The following is a 20890-nucleotide window of genomic DNA, read 5'->3' as shown; positions in this document are numbered from 1 at the left end:
TAGGCGTTCAACGGCCGTACGGGCGGATCGGGAGGCGGCTGGACAGGTCGGCACGCTCTCCGCTCGCGCTGATCCGGTCGCGGGCGTCGGCCCAGGTGATCCTTCCCGTGGCGAGCAGGATCCAGGTCCTCGGGTCGGTCTCGATGACGTTGGGCGGCGTACCCCGTGTGTGCCGGGGTCCCTCGACGCACTGCACGGCGGCGTACGGCGGGACGCGTACCTCCACCGAGCGGCCCGGCCAGTCCGTGGCGAGCCGGTCGAGCAGGAGCTTGACCGCCAGCCGTGCCGCGGGGCGTACGGGCTCGTCACCGGCGTCGTAGGCGGCGAGGACCGCGTCCACGAGAGCGTCCTCGAGGTGTGCGGCCGGCGGGACGTCGGTGCGTCCGAGCTCGGTCAGCTGGGCGTCGAGCGCGGCGCGCAGCCGCTCAGGTGTTGGTCGGGCCATGGCGGCATCGACGCTACCCGGTTCGCGGCGGCGGCCGGCCGAATGGCAATAAAGGGTTCTGCCCGGTTATTCAGGCAGTTCGGTTGCTGTGAGCCGTGGGTATGTGGCACATTCTCCGGACCGCTGTGGCCGGTGTTCCTTACGGTGAGCGGCCCCTCGAACTCAAGGAGTCCCCCCGTGAGGATCTCGGTACGGAATATCCTCATCGCCGGCACCGCGATCGCGTGTGCCGCCATTCCCGCGTACGCGGTCCTTGCCGATCCCACGCCGCACGTCGCGGTGATCGCGGCGGCCGAGAACGGCGTCGCCGGCCAGTACATCGTCACCATGAAGCACCCGAGCCGCGTCTCGCGCGCGATCGCCTTTCCGACCGTCCACCGTTTCACGGACGGCTTCGCCGCCCGGCTGACCTCCGCCCAGCTCAAGAAGGTGCAGAGCGACCCCGACGTCGCCTCCATCGAGCAGGACAAGATCATGAAGATCAGCGCGTCGCGGACACTGGCGGCCGGCACGACACAGGCGAGTCCCACCTGGGGCCTGGACCGCATCGACGAGGGCCCGCTGCCCCTGTCACACACCTACAGCTACACGCACACCGGTTCCGACGTCGACGCGTACGTGATCGACACCGGCATCGAGACGACGCTCACCCAGTTCGGCGGCCGCGCGGACACGGTGTACGGCGGCGAGGACTGCAACGGTCACGGCACTCACGTGGCCGGCATCATCGGCTCCAAGTCCTACGGCGTGGCCAAGAGCGTGCGCCTGCACGCCGTGCAGGTGCTCGACTGCGACGGCGAGGGCACGACCTCGGACGTCATCGCGGGCATCGACTGGGTGCGTGAGAACCACGCGGCCAAGTCGGTGGCGAACCTGTCGCTCGGCGGCTCCAAGTCGACCGCGCTGAACGACGCGGTCACGGCCCTGTCCAAGTCCGGCGTCTTCGTCGCGGTGGCGGCCGGCAACGACAACGGGGACTCCTGCAAGGACTCCCCGGCCAGCGCCGCGAGCGTCGAGGCCGTCGCGGCGAGCTCGTCCAACGACACCCGCGCGTCCTTCAGCAACTACGGCAAGTGCGTGGACATCTACGCGCCCGGCGTCAACATCAAGTCGACCTACCAGGGCAGCACGGCGTACCTGAGCGGCACCTCGATGGCATCGCCGTTCGTCGCGGGCGTCGCCGCGCTGTACAAGTCGACCTACGGCCAGGCGACGTTCGGCACGATCCAGACGTGGCTGACCGCCCACGCCAACAACAACAGGATCAAGTCCAACAAGGCCAGCACTCACAACCGCCTGCTCTACAAGAGCACGCTCTGACACGACGGACCTGACGAATGGGCCGCCCCCCGGAAACGGGAGGGCGGCCCTTTTGCCGTGCCGTCATAAGCGGTTGCCGCCGGCGCGATGGAACAATTATGTGCGGAATCCCTCTTGGCTCAGCGTTCCTGCGGCTGTTCACCAGGGCCGGGCAGGAGCATACGGGGCATCAACGACGCGCTCGGCTACGCGCCGACGCACACGGCCCTTCAGTACCAACTCGATCTATGGACGCGGCGGACGTGACGAAAAGGGCCGTCTCCGGAAACGGGGGCGGCCCTTTCGCGCGGTCGATCGGCCGACCGGCACTGGTACGGGCTCGGGCGCCACGAGTGGCTTCCTGCGGAGGGTTTACGAGCTGAGCGGGACACTGACGAAGACGTTCGCCCGGTGGTCACGCTCCCGTCATCCGGTGCACGTTAGCGTCGCTGGGCGACGACGAGACACCAGCCGAGGAGTGGCAGCATGCCTGACGCACCGTTGCAGGTGAACGTTTCGACGGGTCTGCGCCGGGCGACGGTCAGCATGGATGAGGTCGTCGAGCAGCTCGCGCAGCTTCGGAGCCTGGTCGCCCAGGACTGCCACCTGCCCTCCCTGGCCCTGGGTGTCGTTGGAGCACCCGCGTGCGCCCGCTACAACGGTGGCTGCACCAACGCCGGCGACCAGATAGCGGCCCTGCACACCGAGGCCGACACGATGGTGGAAGCGCTGGGCAGGACCGCCGTCGGCTATGTGTCGGCCGAGGTCGCCAACGTACAGGCGGTCGAACAGGCCGCCGAGACGGAGGGTCCCGCCGCTGCCGCCTCGGGGGGACGCACGGCGGAGATCACGGCGACGGGAGTTCTCTCCGCGTCCTGGCTCGCCCGGTTCGGCGTGCGCTACGCCCAGGCCAGGCAACTGGCCGAGGCCACGGGCGACATGAGGTCCGTGAGTGCCGAACTCGACACCGCCCTCGGGCAGGCCACCAAGGTGTGGCAGGCGGAGAGGGATCTGGACTTCGCGAAAAACTTCATGCATCCCGGCGACGCGGTGCTGGCGGAGACGAAGTTCAACGAGTACGGCGAGTCCGGCCTGGACAAGTTCGTGCTCGGCACGCTCGAAAAGCAGATCGCCGCGGCGGATCGCGTCTCCCTGCTCGCCAGGCTGAGCCAGCAGACCGAGTCCATCCTGCGGATGACCGGGTCGTTCAGTGTCGCCGCCCTTGCCGCATCCGCGCTGTGGACCGCCAACGCGGTGATCATGTCCGATGACGTGATCGACACGGCGATCGGCGCCTGGTACGGCGCCGCGGCCGGGGCGCGGACGATCTTCTCTGAGTGGCTACCGGCGATTCGCACGTCGTTGTTCCCGACCTGGACCGGCACGGCGAGCACCGCCGCTGAGAAGCGGTTCGCCGCGTTCATCACCGGCGGAATGGCGTTCGCGGATCAGGCCGAGCGCATGGCGTCCTCGCTCACCAGTGTCGTCCGGCGTCTCAACGAGGCGTACTGGGGTGCGATGGCGTTCACGACGGCGCAGTTCGGTGCCATGATCGCCCTCTCGATGGTGGCGTGGATCAACCCCGAGGCGGAGATGCTGCTCCAGTACCTGGGCTGGACACTACGGGGCTCGGTGACCATCGCCATCAACGCGATCCTGGCCTTGCTCGGCGGCTTGTTCGCCTGGACCGCAGCCTGACACGTCACGCTGGCAGCCCGGTCGCAGGTGCCCTCTGACACGGCGGACCTGACGAAAGGGCCGTCCCCCCGGAACGGGTGACGGCCCTTTTCGCGTGGTCGATCAGCCGACCGGTTCCAGGACGGGTACGGGCTCGGCCACCACGGGCGTACCGCGCTTCGTACGGAGCGTGTACAGGCTGAGCGGGACGCCGACGAAGACGATCGCCGCGGCGACCAGCAGGGCGAACTGGTAGCCGGACAGGAACGCGTGCACCGGCGTGGCGCCCCCGCGCACCAGCGACGCCTGGCGTGTGGTGAGGATCGCGCCGACGATCGTGACGCCCAGCAGGCCCGAGACCTCGCGTGCGGCGTTCATGACGGCCGACGCGGTGCCGGCGCGGCCCTCCGGCAGCACACTGATGATCGCGTCGTTCAGCGGCATCATCGTGAGGCCGGAGCCCACGCCGAAGGCCACGAACGCGGGCATCAGGTCCATGAAGTGGCCGTGCTCACCGACGAACGACACCATCACCAGGCCGGCGACGTTCAGGGCCAGGCCGAGGGCGACCGTGACGTGCGTGCCCAGCCGCCGGGCGACCACGGCCGCGACCGGCGCCGTCGCGGCCATCATCAGCGCCATCGGCACGAACGCGGCACCCGCCTCGGTCGGGGAGAAGCCCAGCACGTTCTGCAGGTACATCGCGGTGAAGAAGTAGACGCCCATGACGCCGAAGCCCCACAGGATCATCGCGCCGGTCCCGCCGCTGAAGATCCTGATCCGGAACATCGACAGGTCCACCATCGGGTCGGTGGTCCGCCGCTCGATGAGCACGAACGCGACCCCGGCCACCGCGGCGAGCGCGAACGAGCCGAGGATCAGCCCCGAGGTCCAGCCCCTGTTGTGGCCCTCGATCAGCGCGTACGTCACGGAGAACAGCGTCACGGCCGAGGCCACGAGCCCGGGAAGGTCGAGCCGCCGCCGTACGGTCTCGCGCGACTCCTGCATGGCGGCCAGCATGATCGCGATCGTGACCGCGCCGACCGGCACGTTGATCAGGAAGATCCAGCCCCAGTCCCAGCGCTCGCTGACGAAGCCGCCGGTGAACGGGCCCAGGGCGAGGGCCAGCGCGCTCACCGCGCTCCACACACCGACCGCCCGGCTACGCTCCTTCGGGTCCGGGAAGGTCGAGGAGATGATCGCCAGCGTCGACGGGATGCTCGCCGCGGCGCCGATCCCCTGCAGCACCCGTGCGAACACCAGGACCTCTTCGCTGCCCGCGAGCCCGGCCAGCAACGAGGCGCCGGTGAAGACGGCGATGCCGGCGACGAAGAGCCGCCGCCGTCCGAAGACGTCTGCCAGCCTCCCTCCGACCAGCATCAACCCGGAGAACACCAGGATGTAGCTGCTCACGATCCACTCCAGTCCGGAGAGGGACAGGTGCAGCTCGCGCTGGATCGACGGCAGCGCCACGTTGACGACGTTGTTGTCCAGGAAGGTCATGAACGTTGCCAGCGCGACCCCTACCAAGGTCCACCAGCGTCTCCGAGAACTCATCCCCGCACTCCTATACAGCGTTCCTGTACAACGCTCTTATACGCCGTACATGTACGTTGTATAAGAGAACCCGTACGGCGTATGGTTGTCAAGTGGCCACCACAGAAGAGCGGACCAGGCTGAGCCGGGAGACGGTCGTCGACGGAGCGCTGGCACTCACGGACGCGGAAGGGCTCGAGGGCCTGACCATCAGGCGCCTCGCCCAGCACCTCAGCGTCACGCCGATGGCGCTGTACTGGCATTTCAAGAACAAGGAGGAGCTGCTCGACGCCGTGGCCGACCGCCTGTGGTCGCTGATCGATACCGAGACGGATCAGGCCCTTCCCTGGTCCGAGCGGCTCCGCGCGTTGATGACCGCGATGGTCGACGTGCTGCGCGCCCATCCACAGGCGGCCGGGCTCCTGTTCACCACGCAGCCCTACGCGGCGACGAACTGCTTCGGCATCATGGAGGTGGCGCTCGGCATCTTCGCCGAGGCAGGCTTCTCACCTGCCGAGGGCGCGGCTCTCTGCAGGCACGGCCTGCGTACGACCACCACGCTGGCCATCGGCGACCCGGGCCTCACGCCGCGCCACACAGAGGACGAGGCGGCGGAGTTCATCCGGCACAAGCGGATCGCGTTGGAGACCCTGCCTCTCAACCGCTATCCGCACCTGGTCGGGGCGGCCGGGCCGCTCACCGAGGTGGAGCACCCGGAGGCCTCATTCGCCTTCGGGATCGAGCTGTTCGTGGCGGGCGTCGAGGCTCTCGCCGCCCGCCACCGGGAGTAGAAGCCCGCGCGGACGGCGCCGCGCGGGCTTCGAAGCTCAGGCGAACAGCGCGGGCAGCGCGCCCTGGTGCACCTCGCGCAGCTCGACCAGCGGGATCGAGAACTGGCCCTCGACCGCGAACGCGTCACCGCCGACCGTGCCGATGTGGCGTACGGGCACGCTCGCGGCCTCACAGAGCGCCGCCACGCGCGCCGCGTAGTCCGGGTGCACCGCCACGACGGCGCGAGCCACCGACTCGCTGAAGAGCTCCACGAAGGGATCGCCGGCCAGGCTGACCGTGCAGCCGAGGCCGCCGCGCAGGCACGACTCCAGGAGCGTCTGCGACAGGCCGCCGTCGGACACGTCGTGGGCGGCGTCCAGGATGCCCTCGCGCGCGGCGGCCACGAGCACCGACGCCAGCGCGGCCTCGGCCGCGAGGTCCGGACGCGGTGGCAGGCCGCCGAGGTGGCGGAACACGACGTTCGCCCACTCCGACCCGCCGAACTCCGGCCGGGTCTCGCCCAGGAGCAGAATCGCCATGCCCTCGACGTTGAAGGACATCTGGACCCGCCGCGTCACGTCGTCGTGCACGCCGAGCACGCCGATGACCGGCGTCGGGTTGATCGGCACGTCGCCGGTCTGGTTGTAGAAGCTCACGTTGCCGCCGGTCACCGGGACACCGAGCGCCTGGCAGGCGTCCGCGAGGCCCTCGACGGCCTGCGCGAACTGCCACATGACGCCCGGGTCCTCCGGCGAGCCGAAGTTGAGGCAGTTGGTGACCGCGATCGGCCGTGCACCGGTCGTCGCGACGTTGCGGTACGCCTCGGACAGCGCGAGCTGCGCCCCGGCGTACGGGTCGAGACGCGTGTAGCGGCCGTTGCCGTCCGTGGCCAGCGCGATGCCCTGCGGTCCGTCCCCGATGCGGATCACACCGGCGTCATCCGGCATCGCCAGCACCGTGTTGCCCTGGACGTACTTGTCGTACTGCGAGGTCACGAAGGACTTGTCCGCGAGGTTGGGCGAGCCGGCGAGCCACATGACGGTGTTGCGCAGCTCGTCGGGTGTCGAAGGCCGCGGCAGGCGGTCCGCGGTGTCGGCCTGGAGCCGGTCGAGGTCGGCCGGCTGCTCGTAGGGCCGCTCGTAGACCGGCCCCTCGTCCGCGGCGGTGACCGGCGGGAGGTCGACGATCGTCTCGCCGCGCCAGGTCATGCGCAGCCGTCCGGTGTCGGTGACCTCGCCGAGCACCGTGGCCGGCACGTCCCACTTGGCGCAGAGCTCCAGGAAGCGCTCGACCTTGGCCGGCTCGACCACGGCCATCATGCGTTCCTGTGACTCGCTCATCAGGATCTCTTCGGGCCGCAGCGTCTCATCGCGCAGCGGGACGAGGTCCAGGTCGACGTCCATGCCCCCGGTGCCGGCCGCGGCCAGCTCGGTGGTGGCACACGAGACGCCGGCCGCGCCGAGGTCCTGGATGCCGACGACGAGGTCCTCGCCGAAGATCTCCAGGCAGCACTCGGTGAGGAGCTTTTCCATGAACGGGTCGCCGACCTGCACCGAGGGCCGCTTCTGGTGTGACGCCTCGTCGAAGGTGGCGCTCGCCAGCACGGAGGCTCCGCCGATGCCGTCCGGCCCGGTGGTCGCGCCGAACAGGATGACCTTGTTGCCGGGCCCTGGGGCGATCGCCCGCTTGATGTCCTCGGGCTTGAGCACGCCGACGCACAGCGCGTTCACCAGCGGGTTGGCGCCGTAACAGGGGTCGAAGACGACCTCGCCGCCGATGTTGGGCAGCCCCAGGCAGTTGCCGTAGCCGCCGACGCCGCGTACGACGCCGTCCAGCACCCGGCGGGTGTCGGGCGCGTCCGGCGCGCCGAACCTCAGGGAGTCCATGACCGCGACCGGCCGGGCGCCCATCGTCAGGATGTCCCGCACGATGCCGCCGACGCCCGTGGCCGCACCCTGGTACGGCTCGACGTACGACGGGTGGTTGTGCGACTCGATCTTGAACGTGACGGCCCAGCCGTTGCCGACGTCGACGACGCCGGCGTTCTCGCCCATGCCGACGAGCAGCGCGGTGCTCTGCGGCGCCTTTTCGGCGAACTTCTTCAGGTGGACGCGGGAGCTCTTGTACGAGCAGTGCTCGCTCCACATCACCGAGTAGATCGCCAGCTCGGCCGAGGTCGGGCGGCGGCCCAGGATGCGGTGCAGGCGGGCGAACTCGTCATCGCTCATGCCGAGCTCGGCGTAGGGCAGCTTGACGTCGGGTGTCCTGGCGGCGCGGGCGACCGTGTCGACCGGCGGGTCGGCGGGCCGCCCGGCGACCGGCTGCTGCCCGCCGGGAGCCGGCCTTCCGGCCTGCGGCGCCGGCTCTGCCTGAGGCTGAGGCTGAGCCGCCTCGATCTCCGTCTCGTCGTTCGGCGCGGTCATGCCGATTCCCTCGCTTCGCTCGGTGATGCGCCGGCCATCCCGGCCAGGATCGAGGTGAAGAAGCCGAGCCCCTCGCTGGTGGGGCCGGTCAGCGCCTCGACGGCGTGTTCGGGATGGGGCATCAGGCCCACGACGTTGCCCGCCTCGTTGCAGATGCCCGCGATGTCGTTCAGCGAGCCGTTGGGGTTGACGTCCATGTAGCGGGCCACGACGCGACCGGAGGACTCCAGCTCCTCCAGCGTCGCCTCGTCGGCGATGTAGCGGCCGTCAATGTTCTTGATCGGCACCACGATCTCCTGACCCTCCTCGTAGCTACGCGTCCACTCGGTCTCGGCGTTCTCGATCCGCAACCGCTGCGCACGGCAGACGAAGTGGAGGTTCGCGTTGCGGGTCAGCGCGCCGGGCAACAGGTGTGACTCGCACAGAACCTGGAAGCCGTTGCAGATGCCGAGCACGGGGAGGCCGCCGCGGGCCGCGTCGGCCAGCTTGTCCATCAGCGGCGCGAATCTGGCGATGGCACCGGCACGGAGGTAGTCGCCGTAGGAGAAGCCGCCCGGGAGGACGACGGCGTCGACCGACCCCAGGTCGGTGTCCCCGTGCCACAGGGACACGGGCTCGGCACCGGCCAGGCTCACCGCTCGTGCGGCATCCCGGTCATCGAGCGAGCCGGGGAAGGTGATGACGCCCACGCGGGCTGTCATGTGCACACTCCGATCAAGACGTCACGGAAACGCGCACCAGCTTACTTGGGCTCTAGCCTGCGGTTTTCAACAGCTCCGGCTGGTGGAGCCGGATGGGGGACTCTTCCTTCCAGCTCAGCCGCTTCTGGAGGTAGACGACCGTGCCGCTGTCGGGGCGGCTGTCGAAGCTCACGTCGTCGACGAGGGCCTTCATGATCTTGATGCCGCGTCCGGACTCGGAGTCCGGGTGGACGTCTTTCTCGGTTTCGCCGCCGAAACCCTGCCCCCGGTCGACGACCTTGAGCACGCACTGCCCATCGTCGATTCCGACGGTCACTTCGTAGCGAGATGTCGAATCCGCGTGCTGGACGACATTCGTACATGCCTCTGAGATCGCGACGAGTATGTCGGCGACGCACGCGTCGGATACCCCGAGTCCGCGCAGCGTGTCGCCCAGGATCCGCCTGATGACCGGGACACTGAGGGTCTCACGCGGCAAATCGAGTGAGAACTTCATGTCTACCGGCCACCTTGTGTTGTCCTTACCCCGTGACATTGGGACTCGCCCCGTCTCCGTCGAAATCTTCGGGCGTTGGTAAGGCTTCCCCAGGTGAAACTGCCGTAATCGCGTCGCAGCCTATCTTTCGGCCACTATTCCGCTCGGAGTTCGAAGGTCTCGATGACGGGGTTGGCCAAGAGTGTCTCGGCCATCTTGCGAACGCGTTCGGTGGCCGCCTCGTCCGCAGGCCCCTCCACCTCGATCTCGAACCGCTTGCCCTGGCGTACACCGGTGACGCCTTCGAATCCCAGTCGCGGCAGCGCACGCGCGACCGCCTGGCCCTGCGAATCCAGAATCTCCGGCTTCAGCATCACCTCTACGACGAAGCGCGCCACGACAGTCCCCTCTGATCTGCGGTTTTCGTACGGCACCGAAGCGTACGGCACCGGCCAGGACGACGACCCAATGCCTCCTCGAACGCACCCCCTGAGCCCCGGCGGACGATGGACGCCACATGCGTCACATGCAGTGCTTTCGCGCCAGTGACGCTATACATGGAGGGTTCGCCGCAATCCTCTTTCCTCGGAGCCCCCGCCGATGCAGATCGATGAGCTGACCGAACCGGAGCGCGTCCTCTGGGAGGCGTTCCCGCGCGGCGAGCCGGTGGACCTGTCCGGTGGCGACCAGGACTTCGACAGCACCAACGCCTGGGGCCCCGACCGGACCGTACGCGCCGAGGTCATCTCCTCCCTGCTTCTGGGCGCACAGGACAACGAGCCGGGACACGTGGCGGCGGTACGCCTGACCGGCGCGCGGATCACCGGCACCCTCAACCTCGGCCATGCTCACGTGAACGTCCCGCTCGCGCTGACCGCCTGCCAGCTGACCGACGCGCCGCACCTGTACTGGGCGCAGCTGCGCAGCGTGCACTTCATACGCTGCCGCCTGCCGGGCCTGGTCGCCTCCGGGGCGCGCGTCGACGGTCACCTGTGGCTGGAGGGCAGCCACATCTACGGTGGCGTCTGGCTGGACAGTTGCCGCATCACGGGCATCCTCAACCTGACCGGCGCGCACCTGTCGCACCCGACCGGCGACGCTCCGCTGCTCGCCGACCGGCTGATCGTGGACAACAACGTCTACTGCGACCAGGGCTTCACCGTCGAGGGCGAGGTACGCCTGCCGGGCGCCCAGGTCGGCGGTCAGCTGATCTTTCGCGGGGCGCGGCTGCGCAACCCCAAGGGCCAGGCCCTGTACGCGAGCCGGCTGTCGGTCGCGGCCAATGTGTTCTGCGACGGAGGGTTCTCCGCCGAAGGCGAGATCCGGCTGCGCGGCGCGCGGATCGGCGGCTACCTCTCACTCGTCGGCGCCACGCTGTCACGGCCAGGCCGTACGGCGCTGAACTGCGACGACATGAGCATCGAGACCGACATCTACTGCTCGGACGGCTTTCGCGCCGACGGCGTGGTCAGCATGTCCGGCGCACAGATCGGCGGCCTGCTCAGCCTGCGCGGGGGCCGGATGAACAACCCGTCCGGCGTCGCGCTCAGCCTCCAGCGCGTCCAGGCCGAGGAGGTGCTGCTGCGGCCGGCCGACCCGATCGCCGGCGCCGTCGACATGCGATACGCCCGGATCAAGTTGCTCCGCGACGACCCGCTCTCGTGGGCGCCGAAGTACACCCTCGACGGCCTGACGTACGACACGATCGACCCGCCGCTGACCGCGGGGCAGCGCCTGAAGTGGCTGGAGCGTGACGGTGACGGCTACGTGCCCCAGCCGTACGAGCGGCTCTCGGAGACCTATCGCACGCTCGGGCACGACGCCGAACGCCGTACGGTGCTGCTCGCCAAGCAGCGCCGCCGCCGCTCGACCCAGCCCATCGCCCTACGCGTATGGGGATATGTCCAGGACTGGACGGTCGGCTATGGATATCGGCCCTTCCTGGCGGGCGCGTGGCTCGTGGCACTGCTGGCATTCGGCTCGGTGATCTTCCAGCACCACCCGCAGATCACCGAGCCGGGACACAACACGCAGTTCAACCCGTTCCTCTACACACTCGACCTGCTGCTCCCCGTCGGCTCGCTCGGCCAGGAGGGTGAGTTCGCCCCCGCGGGCGTCTATCAGTGGATCTCTGACGCGCTCGTCGCGGCGGGCTTCGTGCTCGGACTGACCGTCGCGGCCGGCGCGACGCGGGTCCTGTCCCGCGACTAGCCAGGTCAGCGGCGGTCCGCGGATCGGCGGACCGGGGCGGCGACGCCTCCCTTAGCGACTCATCCCACAGATGGCGTTGGTGCCACGGCACAACGTTCCGGGTACGTTTCCCGTAGTCGTCGTGGCTTGCGTCCTACTACGAGTCGTCTGCCACGATGGCGGTGATACGTCACCCGTACTCGCCGAGACCCGCGGGAAGGGGCGGCGCGCAAACAGGTCGGATGCGGCGATCCCGCGGGCCGGCCCTGAACGCACGAGGAGTGGCACGTGACCATCGACGCCGCGCATGGTGCGCCCCCTGGCACCGGCGCACAACCCCCACCGGAACTCGTCCAGCTGCTCACCCCCGAAGGCGAGCGCATCGAGCACCCCGAATATGACGTTGATCTCACCGCCGATGAGATCAAGAGCCTCTACCGGGACCTCGTCATCGTGCGACGGCTCGACACGGAGGCCCTGGCCCTGACCCGGCAGGGTGAGCTCGGCGTGTGGGCCTCGCTCCTGGGGCAGGAGGCCGCGCAGATCGGTTCCGGCCGCGCGCTGGGGCCGGGTGACATGGCCTTCCCGAGCTACCGCGAGCACGGCGTGGCCTGGTGCCGTGACGTCGACCCGGTCAAGGTGCTGGGCCTGTTCCGCGGCGTCAACCACGCGGGATGGGACCCTCGGGAGCACAACTTCCACCTCTACACGATCGTGATCGGCAGCCAGACGCTGCACGCCACCGGGTACGCCATGGGCATCCAGCGTGACGGCACCGAGGACGCCGCGATCGTCTACTTCGGGGACGGCGCGACCAGCGAGGGCGACGTCAACGAGGCGTTCGTCTGGTCCGCGGCGCAGAACGCCCCGATCGTCTTCTTCTGCCAGAACAACCAGTGGGCCATCTCCGAGCCGCTGGAGCGCCAGTCGCGGATCCCGCTCTACCGGCGCGCCGAGGGCTTCGGGTTCCCCGGTATCCGGGTGGACGGCAATGACGTCTTCGCGGTCCTCGCGGTGACGAAGCGGGCCCTGGACAACGCGCGCAGCGGCCAGGGACCGACGCTGATCGAGGCGTTCACGTACCGGATGGGCGCGCACACCACGACGGACGACCCGACGCGCTACCGGCTCCAGGCCGAACTCGAGGCGTGGAAACTCAAGGACCCGATCGAACGCGTCAAGGCGTACCTGGTCAAGAGCCAGATGGCCGACAAGGAGTTCTTCGCCGCGATCGACGAGGAGGCCAAGTCGATCGGCTCCGACCTGCGCAAACGGTGTCTAGAATTGCCCGACCCCGAGGCGACGGCGATCTGGGAGAACGTCTACGCGACGGAGCACGCGCCGCTGGCCGGCGAACGTGACCGTTTCACGTCCTACCTGGGATCTTTCGAGGAGGTAACCCGATGAAGCGCGATGGCGCTCTTCACCGGTTCGGCAGAGGAGGAGTACGACGGTGAGTACCGAGACCCTGTCACTCTCCCGAGCCATGAACGAGGGCCTGCGCAAGGCCATGGAGAACGACCCCAAAGTCGTGGTCATGGGCGAGGACGTCGGCAAGCTCGGCGGCGTGTTCCGCGTGACGGACGGGCTGCAGAAGGACTTCGGCGAGGCGCGCGTCATCGACACGCCCCTCGCGGAGTCGGGCATCGTCGGCACCGCGATCGGCCTGGCGCTGCGCGGCTACCGGCCGGTGTGTGAGATCCAGTTCGACGGCTTCGTGTTCCCGGCCTTCAACCAGATCACCTCCCAGCTCGCCAAGATGCGGATGCGCTCGCTCGGCACCCTCGAGCTGCCGGTCGTCATCCGCATCCCGTTCGGCGGCGGAATCGGCGCGGTCGAGCACCACAGCGAGTCGCCGGAGGCGTACTTCACCCACACCGGTGGCCTGCGCGTCGTCGCCTGCTCGAACCCCTCCGACGCGTACACGATGATCCAGCAGGCGATCACCTGCCCGGACCCGGTGATCTTCTTCGAACCGAAGCGCCGTTACTGGGACAAGGCGCCGGTCGAGCTCGACCTGTCCGCCGCCGCGCCCTTCGACCGCGCCGTCGTCGCCCGCGAGGGCAGCGACGTGACTCTGCTCGCGTACGGGCCGATGGTGAAGACCTGCCTGGAGGCCGCGCAGGCCGACGACAACCGCTCGATCGAGGTCGTCGACATCCGGTCCCTCAACCCTCTGGACGAGTCCACCGTGCTGGAGTCGGTACGCCGTACGGGCCGCTGCGTCGTCGTGCACGAGGCACCGGTGTTCGGCGGTTATGGCGCCGAGCTCGCCGCCCGGATCACCGAGAAGTGCTTCTACAACCTGGAGTCGCCGGTGCTGCGGGTGGGCGCCGCCTCGACGCCGTACCCTCCCTCGCGTCTCGAGGACCATTACCTGCCCGACCTGGATCGCGTCCTGGACGCCGTCGACCGAACCTTCGAGTGGTGAGGCATGGGTGAGCTGAAGCAGTTCAAGCTGCCGGACGTCGGCGAAGGCCTCACCGAGGCCGACATCATCAAGTGGCACGTGCGGCCGGGCGACGTCGTCGAGGTCAACCAGACCATCCTGGAGATCGAGACGGCCAAGGCCGTGGTCGAGCTGCCGTGCCCGTTCGAGGGAACGGTCACCGAGCTCCTCGTCTCCGAGGGAACGACGGTCGACGTCGGCGTGCCGATCATCACCGTGGACGTCGGTGGCGAGGCGGCCGCTCCTCCTGCAGGGGCCAAGGAAGATCTCGTGCCGACTCCGCCTTCGGAGGGAGCGCAGGAGCCGGGCATGGTCGGGAGCGTCGCGCCCAAGGTCGACCCGGCGGCGCCGCAGCAGCAGAAGCGGGTGCCGGTGCTGGTCGGGTACGGCGTGAAGCCGGGGTCGACGACGCGCCGGGCGCGCAAGTCGAGCGCGGCCTCCACGCCGGCCTCCTCCCCGGCTCCGGCTCCGGTCGTACGGCCGGTGGAGACCGCTCCGAACGGCGGAGGCCGGGTCGCGGTGCTGGCCAAGCCGCCGGTGCGCAAGCTCGCCAAGGATCTCGGCGTCGACCTGAGGTCGATCAGCGGTACCGGCCCGCAGGGCTCGATCACCCGCGATGACATCCACCAGGCGGCCTCGGCTCCGGCGCCCACGCGGCTCACCGCCGTACGCACGACCGGTGAGCGTGAGGAGCGCGTCCCGATCCGCGGCGTGCGCAAGCACACCGCGGCGGCCATGGTGCAGTCGGCGTTCACCGCGCCGCACGTCACCGAGTGGCTGCAGGTCGACGTCACGTCGACCATGGACGCGGTGAAGCGGCTGCGCGACCTGCCCGACTTCGAGGGCGTCAAGGTCTCGCCGCTGCTGCTGGTCGCCAAGGCGTTCCTGCTCGCGGCCCGCCGGCATCCGATGATCAACGCCATCTGGGACGAGGCGGCACAGGAGATCGTGGTCAAGCACTACGTTCACCTGGGCATCGCGGCCGCCACCGACCGCGGCCTGATCGTCCCGAAGATCAGGGAGGCGCAGGACCTGTCGCTGCCGGACCTCGCCGGGGCGCTGGCCGACCTGGCGGCGACCGCCCGTGCCGGGAAGTCGACGCCGCAGGACCTGTCCGACGGCACGATGACCATCACGAACGTCGGCGTCTTCGGCGTCGACGCGGGCACCCCGATCCTGACGCCGGGAGAGTCGGCGATTCTCGCGGTCGGCCAGATCAGGGACATGCCCTGGGTCCACGAGGGTGAGATCAAGATCCGGAAGGTGACGACGCTGGCACTGTCGTTCGACCATCGCGTCGTGGACGGCGAGCTCGGCTCGGCCGTCCTGCGCGACGTCGGCGCCATGCTGGAGGACCCGATGCGGATGCTCGCCTGGTCATGATGTCTTTTCGGTGAGGGCCGTTCCCGGTTCCGGGGGCGGCCCCCACCGCGTTCTCAGCCGTGTGTGTCTGAGGAGAATGCGGCGCATCCGGCTGTAGCCGCAGCCGAACTGCGCCGCGACCCGTCGGATCGGCCATCCCTGCTCGTAGAGCCGTACCGCGTCCGCCTCCATCTGCGTCGGGACCGCCTGGGCCGCCCCGAAGGCACGGATGTCGGCACGGCGGTAACGGCGCTGCCCACCCGGCGTACGCACGGCGGCCCTGAGCACTCCGGTACGGGCCCAGAACCCGATGGTCGCCGAACGCACGCCCAGCATCTCGGCCGCCTCACGCGGCCTGAGCAGATCGTCATCGGAGTCGAGCGCGCTCACGACGCGAGGTGGCTTCGAACGAGCGCCGCCGCTCCGGCCGGATCCGTGACCGGGTGCCGATCCTGGTCCCACTCGTAGAACTCACCCGCGTCGTCCACGGTTATCCACAGGGGCGGCTCGGTGGCCGTACGGATCACCACCGCCGGCCGGGCGTCGCTGATTCCCACGTTCAGCCCCAGCTTGGCTGCCTCCCGGCACAGCGTGACGATCCGCATCAGCTCCGGGGTCAGCAGGCCATCGCTCCGCGTGGACGCATTTCTCTCGGACGTCATTACGACAACTCCCGGTCTTCGATTTCTCCTCCAGAGAATCGCAGCGTTGCCTTAGCCTGATGGCATTCAGCAGGGGCAATGATCTGGCGTTGTCAATGGCCCGTCAGCGACTTAAAGAAACTTGAAATCGGACATGTGAAGGCGAACCAAGATGGAATACACGCCAATGGCCATTTGGGGCCGGGAGCTGAAGCACTACCGGCAGGCGGCGGGGCTCACACAGGCGGAGCTGGCCCAGCGGATCAACTATTCGACGTCGCTCATCAGCCAGATCGAGACGGGCCAGGTCCCGGCGACGGTGGAGTTCGCCGAGTCCTGCGACAAGCAGCTCACCACCGGCGGCACCCTGACCCGCACCCTCGACTACCGCAAGGGCAGCGCATTCCCCACGTGGTTCGGCAAGTGGCTCCCCTACGAACAGGGCGCCGACGTCCTGAGGACCTTCCAGCCGAACGTCATCTACGGTTTGTTACAGACGGAGGCATACGCACGGGCCCTGCTGGACGGAGACGTGACCGCCCGCATGGAGCGTCAGCTAATCCTCGATCAGGCCGAGCCTCCCACCCTCCATGTCGTGCTCGATGAGACCGTGCTGTGGCGCAACGTCGGCGGAGCCGAGGTCATGTACGAACAGCTCATGCACCTTGTGGAGTCCTCGTCTCGCAGCATCAAGATCCAGGTGCTACCGAGCGACGTAAATCTGGGGACACAAGGCCCGTTCGTGCTCGCTACGCTGGAAAACGGCAGTACCGCCGCCTACCTGGAAACTGCCGTGCGTGGCTTGGTGACCGTCGCCCCGGACGACATCGCACGAGCAGAAGCACTGTGGGAGTCGATCAAGGCCGAGGCACTGCCGCTGGGAATGTCGAAAGAATTGATCAAGCGGACGGCGGAGGAACGATGGGTGTCGTGACAACTCCCTGGCGTAAGTCGAGCCGATCAGGCGCCAACAACGACGATTGTGTCGAGGTCTCGGTCGCGGAAGAAGAGCGCGGCTGAATCACGTGCGGAAACGCCCGGCGTCTCTGAACAGGTGCTGGGCGTTTTGGCGGTGTACTCAGGGGTCCAAACTCCGGCGCGGCGTGACCTGGCGAGCAGGGCGAGCACGCCCAGGTATAAGAGCACCGGATCCACGGTGTAGATCGCGGGCTCCAACGGCTAGCATGCGAAAGATCACGTTCGGAGTCTGCAAGACGGGTGGGTGCTCCCATGGGCGGGATGAATGACGCCTGGGGATTCGCGGTCCATCCGGAGCAGATCGCGATCTCGGCCCGTGGGATCGGCGACGCGGCCGCGATGTTGAGGATCTCGCTCGGCAATACGGTCTACGCGCTGGACCTCGTAGGAAACACACCGTGGGGGAACGACTCCCTGGGTCGTTCGTTCCTCGACGGGGAGAACGGCTCGCTCGGTTTCCGCGTGGCGAGAGACGAGATCCTCGGCGGGCTGGCGGAGCTGGTGCAGGCTCTGGAAGGCCACGCCTCGGGGTCGGCGCAGATGGCCGACACCTATGCGCAGGCCGATGGTGCGAGCCCGGTCAACGGGAAACCGGTCAACCCGCTGTTTCCCGGCACTGTCGACGCCGGTTCCGTGGCGGACCGGCGTACCGCCCTGCGTGACGTGGTCGGCACGGCGCCCTTGGAGCGGCTGCCGCTGGAGGTCGCGCCACGGGAGTACCAATGGCTGCTGGAACTGCTGGAGACCATGGTGGCGGGGTGTACTTACCCGGCCGGCGACGCATCCGAGATGGACCACGTGGCGCGGACCTTCGACGCGCTCGCCGACGTCATCGACGAGGTCACCCATGTCGCGACCCGCCATGGTGCGGCGATCTCGGATGGAAACGCCGGCGAGGCCATCGACCTGTTCACCCAGTCGTTCGCGAAACTGGCGGGCGGCAGCGGGCACCTGGCCGAAGGCGCACAGGCATGCCGCGGTGTGGCGGCCTACTGCCGGTACACGGGCGTCCAGATCGCATGGGCGAAGACGAACTTCCTGGCGGCGTGCGGGTACCTGTTGTTGCTGTGGGGCGTCGCCCGGGCCACCGCCACGCTTTTCCCGGTAAGTACGTTCGCCGCACTGTCCGAGACCGGGCGCGTCGGTCTGCGGCTGCGAATGATGCTGATGACCACCGGTTTCCGCGTGAGCGCCTCGGGAGCCGCTTTCATGGGCGGCCTCGCCTTCGTCAGCGACCTCACCCGGAAGGCGTACGGGCTGCCCGCCGACTGGAGTTCCGTGCTGACCTCCGCGGCCTTCGGCGCCGTCAGTGGAGGCGTCACCGGGAAGATTCACTATGGCCTGGGCAAGGCGGCCGCCGAGGGCAGCGAGCTCGCCGAGTTCCTCGCCCACCGTGTGCCCGGCCAGCTGGCCGTCAACACGGGCGTCGGGTTCGGGCTCAATGTGGCCGGAGACGTCGCCTTCAACCACGGGGACGTCAACTGGACCAAGGATCTTGGTCTGGCAGCGGGTATGGCGGGCTTCATGGCGGTCGGACGTGTGTTCCAACCGGCCGAGTCACAACGCGCCGATAAGTGGCTGACGTTGTCCGAGGAAGCCTTTGGGCCAGCCACCACCGCTGAGATGACCGAATTGGCGGGCGCCAACGCCCTCCCTCGACTCGAGAACCTGGTCCACGTGCTCGGGGACGAGAACCATACTTCCGGACTGCCGACGCCAGAGCGACTTCGCGAGTGGACACGCAACGCCCTGGGTCTTCCCCCAGACGTCCCCCTCACGGCGTATCACGTGGATTCCCTGACGCGGGTGGCCGATTACTACAAGGAACGTCGCCCTGGACAACTTCAGCCTCCCGGAGTGAGAGCGCTGCACAGGTTCGCGGCGACGGGCACGCAGGGCCGATCAGATGGCAACGCCGTTCAGGCACTCGGTCGCCTGCTGCGACTGCACGAGGTCTGGCATCCCCAGGAGCCGTTCGACTACTGGAGGCACACGGGCGAGCTCGTCCGCCTGAAACAGCTCACGAACTCGGCCCTCGGACTCGGAGCGGACACGGAGGTGACCGGGCGGCACATCGAGACAGTGCTGCAGGCACTGTTCGGCGACCGGCAGACGGACATCGCTCCCAAGGGAACCTCGCCGATCGCCGATCTACGCCGGACGGATCTGAGCATCCTCCTCAAAGCACACGAATATCCGATCTTCAGAAACAGAGGGGCTACCCTCGCCACCTTCCATGAGCTGGTGGGGTACTACTGGGACCTGCCTCCGGACCAGATCCCGACCCCGGCGCATGCCAGGGCGCTCGCCCGGTTGTGGGCGACCGTGCCAGGAACAACGCAAAGCGGCATCGCACAGGAACTGCTCGGCCTGGACCGTGAAGTGACGATGGAGGAAATGAAGGGCGCCGGCCACACGCTCAGCCTCGCGATGGACTTGACCAGGGGTACGGACTGGCCGCAAGTCGCGCGATACTTCACCCCCACGCGCCAGCTCGAGCAGCTGGTCCGCAGTGAATACGGCATCCCCCAGGACGAGATCCTGAGTCCGCAGCAGTTCCACGACTACGCTCGCGACCTTTTGAACGAACACGGCATGGCGCCGCCGGCAGGCCAGCACATCAGTCGTACGCTCATGGACGCCGCTCTGATCGTCGACTTCTACGGCCTCGACAAGGAGGCGGCGAACGCCGTCGAACACCGGTTCATGCTCGGCGAAGTCGCTCATCTCCATGAGCTCATCAGAGCCGAGTGGCCGAAAACGCGCGGCTTCGACGACGGGGCATCCATCCGGACGTTCGAACCGGTCGCCGAGAAACTCACTGGATCCGCGGATCCGTACGAACTCCTGAAGCTCTATCGTCAGGTCAAGTTCGACTCACCCGACGGGCTCGTGCACTCGATCAAGGATCTGGCCAAGAGCGAGCACGCGACCGGCGACGCGTTCACCGACTGGGACAAGTTCGACGCGTACGAGTACACACTCCGCAACTACGTGGGAGAACGTGTTCCGGCGGTCTGGACGCCGCCCGAAGGCGTCATCCCCGGACGTTGGGAGCCCGGAAACTGGAAACCGCGCATCCTCGGGCACGACATCAAGCTGATCAATGCCATCTACTCCATTCTCAAGACCGATTATGGAGTTCACCCCGGGGAGTTCAAGCGTTTCCTCGACGTCGCATCGGGAACGAACCCCTATCCGTCGCTGACATTCGGGCCCTTGCTGTCCGAGGACGGTTATGTGGAGAAGCTCGTCTACGAAGCGAACCAGCAGGAGATCGACTACAACAACGTGAAGTACGGCCCCGGAGATGGGATCTACAGAAATACCGACCGCTACGGCATTCCACAGGAGATCGACACGCGTAAGATCGCCGAGCCCTGGGGCGAGGTGGTCAAAGCGGCCGGGACACAGCACTTCCCCGGACAGGCCGAGCACTTCGAGCGGCCCTTGGACCGGGACATGGAGTCCACCAGGCTGCACGTCGACGACATCTTCACCTTCGATTCCGGCCACGGGGATCACCCCGTCGACATCGCCGCGGAGTTCTACGCGTCCGACTCCATGAGCACCAAATGGGCCGTGGCCGCCGAGTTCAGGGGACACGTGATCCGTGCCGTCCGTCCCGGGGGGTATGTGGTCTTCGGCAACGTGCTTAACCTGCCGGCGGTCAAGGGTGGCGAGGCCGGCCATGGCTACACGGCGGGACGCGGCACGAGATTCCCGAACATCGCCTACGACCGCGAACGCTGGCAACAGTGGCTGGACGCGCACCCTCGTGTGGAGAGCTATCGGATCTTCGAGTCGCGCGACGAAAGCAGCTCGGACCAGTTCTCCGCCGGTGAGGACGGCATCGGCCTGTTCATCATCAAGCTGGTCGATGATCCGCCGGACGCGCCGCCCCGTTAACAGGGCCGCTCCCGGCTCTGGGAGCGGCCCTCCA

The 20890-nt window shown here is 68.1% G+C and carries 18 protein-coding genes; 10 read left to right on the top strand and 8 right to left on the bottom strand.

The features are described from left to right. Positions 1 to 7: 7 nt before the first annotated feature. A complete protein-coding gene (locus tag FB559_RS17480) occupies positions 8 to 445 on the bottom strand; it encodes a sterol carrier family protein (protein ID WP_141956607.1) in 438 nt (145 codons plus the stop codon). A 177-nt stretch (positions 446 to 622) separates the two neighbouring features. On the opposite strand from FB559_RS17480, the gene FB559_RS17475 reads away from it, so the two are divergent. Beyond that, entirely contained in the window at positions 623 to 1765 is a 1143-nt protein-coding gene (locus FB559_RS17475) for a S8 family peptidase (RefSeq protein ID WP_221640064.1), read from the top strand. 465 nt (positions 1766 to 2230) lie between these two features. Next, on the top strand, positions 2231 to 3442 hold the full coding sequence (locus FB559_RS17470; protein WP_141956605.1) for a hypothetical protein: 1212 nt from the start codon (positions 2231 to 2233) through the stop codon (positions 3440 to 3442). A gap of 102 nt (positions 3443 to 3544) precedes the next feature. Here the strand turns inward: FB559_RS17470 and FB559_RS17465 are convergent, their stop codons facing one another. Continuing rightward, positions 3545 to 4978, bottom strand: a complete 1434-nt coding sequence (locus FB559_RS17465; RefSeq protein WP_141956604.1) for an MFS transporter — start codon at positions 4976 to 4978, stop codon at positions 3545 to 3547. Positions 4979 to 5070: 92 nt separating this feature from the next. Here FB559_RS17465 and FB559_RS46225 point away from each other — a divergent pair, with 92 nt between their 5' ends. Continuing rightward, positions 5071 to 5748 (top strand): TetR family transcriptional regulator, encoded by a 678-nt coding sequence (locus tag FB559_RS46225; RefSeq protein ID WP_185792267.1) that lies wholly within the window; start codon positions 5071 to 5073, stop codon positions 5746 to 5748. Between the two features lie 36 nt (positions 5749 to 5784). On the opposite strand, the gene purL is transcribed toward FB559_RS46225, so the two are convergent. The 4 genes from purL to purS all read right to left on the bottom strand — a co-directional run bounded on the left by purL (position 5785) and on the right by purS (position 9725). After that, positions 5785 to 8151, bottom strand: coding sequence for a phosphoribosylformylglycinamidine synthase subunit PurL (gene purL, locus FB559_RS17455; RefSeq protein WP_141956602.1), 2367 nt, complete (start codon positions 8149 to 8151; stop codon positions 5785 to 5787). Beyond that, positions 8148 to 8852, bottom strand: coding sequence for a phosphoribosylformylglycinamidine synthase subunit PurQ (gene purQ / locus FB559_RS17450; RefSeq protein ID WP_141956601.1), 705 nt, complete (start codon positions 8850 to 8852; stop codon positions 8148 to 8150). Before purQ ends, purL begins: the two co-directional genes overlap by 4 nt. Positions 8853 to 8904: 52 nt before the next feature. Then, positions 8905 to 9348 carry an ATP-binding protein gene (locus FB559_RS17445; protein WP_141956600.1) on the bottom strand — a complete coding sequence of 148 codons (444 nt, stop codon included), beginning with the start codon at positions 9346 to 9348 and terminating at the stop codon, positions 8905 to 8907. Positions 9349 to 9482: 134 nt separating this feature from the next. Beyond that, positions 9483 to 9725, bottom strand: a complete 243-nt coding sequence (gene purS / locus FB559_RS17440) for a phosphoribosylformylglycinamidine synthase subunit PurS (protein WP_141956599.1) — start codon at positions 9723 to 9725, stop codon at positions 9483 to 9485. Positions 9726 to 9927: 202 nt separating this feature from the next. On the opposite strand from purS, the gene FB559_RS17435 reads away from it, so the two are divergent. The 4 genes from FB559_RS17435 to FB559_RS17420 all read left to right on the top strand — a co-directional run bounded on the left by FB559_RS17435 (position 9928) and on the right by FB559_RS17420 (position 15349). After that, entirely contained in the window at positions 9928 to 11538 is a 1611-nt protein-coding gene (locus FB559_RS17435; RefSeq protein ID WP_141956598.1) for a hypothetical protein, read from the top strand. Between the two features lie 267 nt (positions 11539 to 11805). Beyond that, positions 11806 to 12924, top strand: a complete 1119-nt coding sequence (gene pdhA, locus FB559_RS17430; protein WP_141956597.1) for a pyruvate dehydrogenase (acetyl-transferring) E1 component subunit alpha — start codon at positions 11806 to 11808, stop codon at positions 12922 to 12924. 46 nt (positions 12925 to 12970) lie between these two features. Next, positions 12971 to 13948, top strand: a complete 978-nt coding sequence (locus tag FB559_RS17425) for an alpha-ketoacid dehydrogenase subunit beta (protein ID WP_141956596.1) — start codon at positions 12971 to 12973, stop codon at positions 13946 to 13948. Between the two features lie 3 nt (positions 13949 to 13951). Then, positions 13952 to 15349 (top strand): dihydrolipoamide acetyltransferase family protein, encoded by a 1398-nt coding sequence (locus tag FB559_RS17420; protein WP_141956595.1) that lies wholly within the window; start codon positions 13952 to 13954, stop codon positions 15347 to 15349. Here FB559_RS17420 and FB559_RS17415 read toward each other — a convergent pair. Together FB559_RS17415 and FB559_RS17410 are read right to left on the bottom strand one after the other, a co-directional pair. After that, positions 15344 to 15718 (bottom strand): helix-turn-helix domain-containing protein, encoded by a 375-nt coding sequence (locus tag FB559_RS17415; protein ID WP_141956594.1) that lies wholly within the window; start codon positions 15716 to 15718, stop codon positions 15344 to 15346. The two genes, FB559_RS17420 and FB559_RS17415, sit on opposite strands and share 6 nt — an antisense overlap. Then, on the bottom strand, positions 15715 to 15990 hold the full coding sequence (locus tag FB559_RS17410) for a hypothetical protein (protein ID WP_141956593.1): 276 nt from the start codon (positions 15988 to 15990) through the stop codon (positions 15715 to 15717). The genes FB559_RS17415 and FB559_RS17410 overlap by 4 nt, the downstream gene beginning before the upstream one ends. 151 nt (positions 15991 to 16141) lie before the next feature. Between FB559_RS17410 and FB559_RS17405 the strand changes: the two genes are divergently transcribed. The 3 genes from FB559_RS17405 to FB559_RS17395 all read left to right on the top strand — a co-directional run bounded on the left by FB559_RS17405 (position 16142) and on the right by FB559_RS17395 (position 20856). Further along, positions 16142 to 16903, top strand: a complete 762-nt coding sequence (locus tag FB559_RS17405; RefSeq protein WP_141956592.1) for a helix-turn-helix domain-containing protein — start codon at positions 16142 to 16144, stop codon at positions 16901 to 16903. After that, complete coding sequence (locus tag FB559_RS46715; protein WP_141956591.1) at positions 16891 to 16989, top strand: DUF397 domain-containing protein; 99 nt, start codon at positions 16891 to 16893, stop codon at positions 16987 to 16989. The genes FB559_RS17405 and FB559_RS46715 overlap by 13 nt, the downstream gene beginning before the upstream one ends. A 621-nt stretch (positions 16990 to 17610) precedes the next feature. Further along, entirely contained in the window at positions 17611 to 20856 is a 3246-nt protein-coding gene (locus FB559_RS17395) for a WXG100-like domain-containing protein (protein ID WP_141956590.1), read from the top strand. Positions 20857 to 20890: the final 34 nt, after the last annotated feature.

Source organism: Actinoallomurus bryophytorum, from assembly GCF_006716425.1.
Taxonomy (GTDB): Bacteria; Actinomycetota; Actinomycetes; order Streptosporangiales; family Streptosporangiaceae; genus Actinoallomurus; species Actinoallomurus bryophytorum.
Note: the sequence above shows the minus strand (reverse complement) of the source record. Positions and strands in the feature narration are given on the sequence as shown.

Excerpts from the sequence above, each read along its gene's own strand:
- FB559_RS17480 (WP_141956607.1), bottom strand. The coding sequence starts at position 445 with ATGGCCCGACCAACACCTGAGCGGCTGCGCGCCGCGCTCGACGCCCAG.
- FB559_RS17470 (WP_141956605.1), top strand. The coding sequence starts at position 2,231 with ATGCCTGACGCACCGTTGCAGGTGAACGTTTCGACGGGTCTGCGCCGG.
- FB559_RS17465 (WP_141956604.1), bottom strand. The coding sequence starts at position 4,978 with ATGAGTTCTCGGAGACGCTGGTGGACCTTGGTAGGGGTCGCGCTGGCA.
- purL (WP_141956602.1), bottom strand. The coding sequence starts at position 8,151 with ATGACCGCGCCGAACGACGAGACGGAGATCGAGGCGGCTCAGCCTCAG.
- purQ (WP_141956601.1), bottom strand. The coding sequence starts at position 8,852 with ATGACAGCCCGCGTGGGCGTCATCACCTTCCCCGGCTCGCTCGATGAC.
- FB559_RS17445 (WP_141956600.1), bottom strand. The coding sequence starts at position 9,348 with ATGAAGTTCTCACTCGATTTGCCGCGTGAGACCCTCAGTGTCCCGGTC.
- FB559_RS17435 (WP_141956598.1), top strand. The coding sequence starts at position 9,928 with ATGCAGATCGATGAGCTGACCGAACCGGAGCGCGTCCTCTGGGAGGCG.
- FB559_RS17420 (WP_141956595.1), top strand. The coding sequence starts at position 13,952 with ATGGGTGAGCTGAAGCAGTTCAAGCTGCCGGACGTCGGCGAAGGCCTC.
- FB559_RS17410 (WP_141956593.1), bottom strand. The coding sequence starts at position 15,990 with ATGACGTCCGAGAGAAATGCGTCCACGCGGAGCGATGGCCTGCTGACC.
- FB559_RS17405 (WP_141956592.1), top strand. The coding sequence starts at position 16,142 with ATGGAATACACGCCAATGGCCATTTGGGGCCGGGAGCTGAAGCACTAC.
- FB559_RS46715 (WP_141956591.1), top strand. The coding sequence starts at position 16,891 with ATGGGTGTCGTGACAACTCCCTGGCGTAAGTCGAGCCGATCAGGCGCC.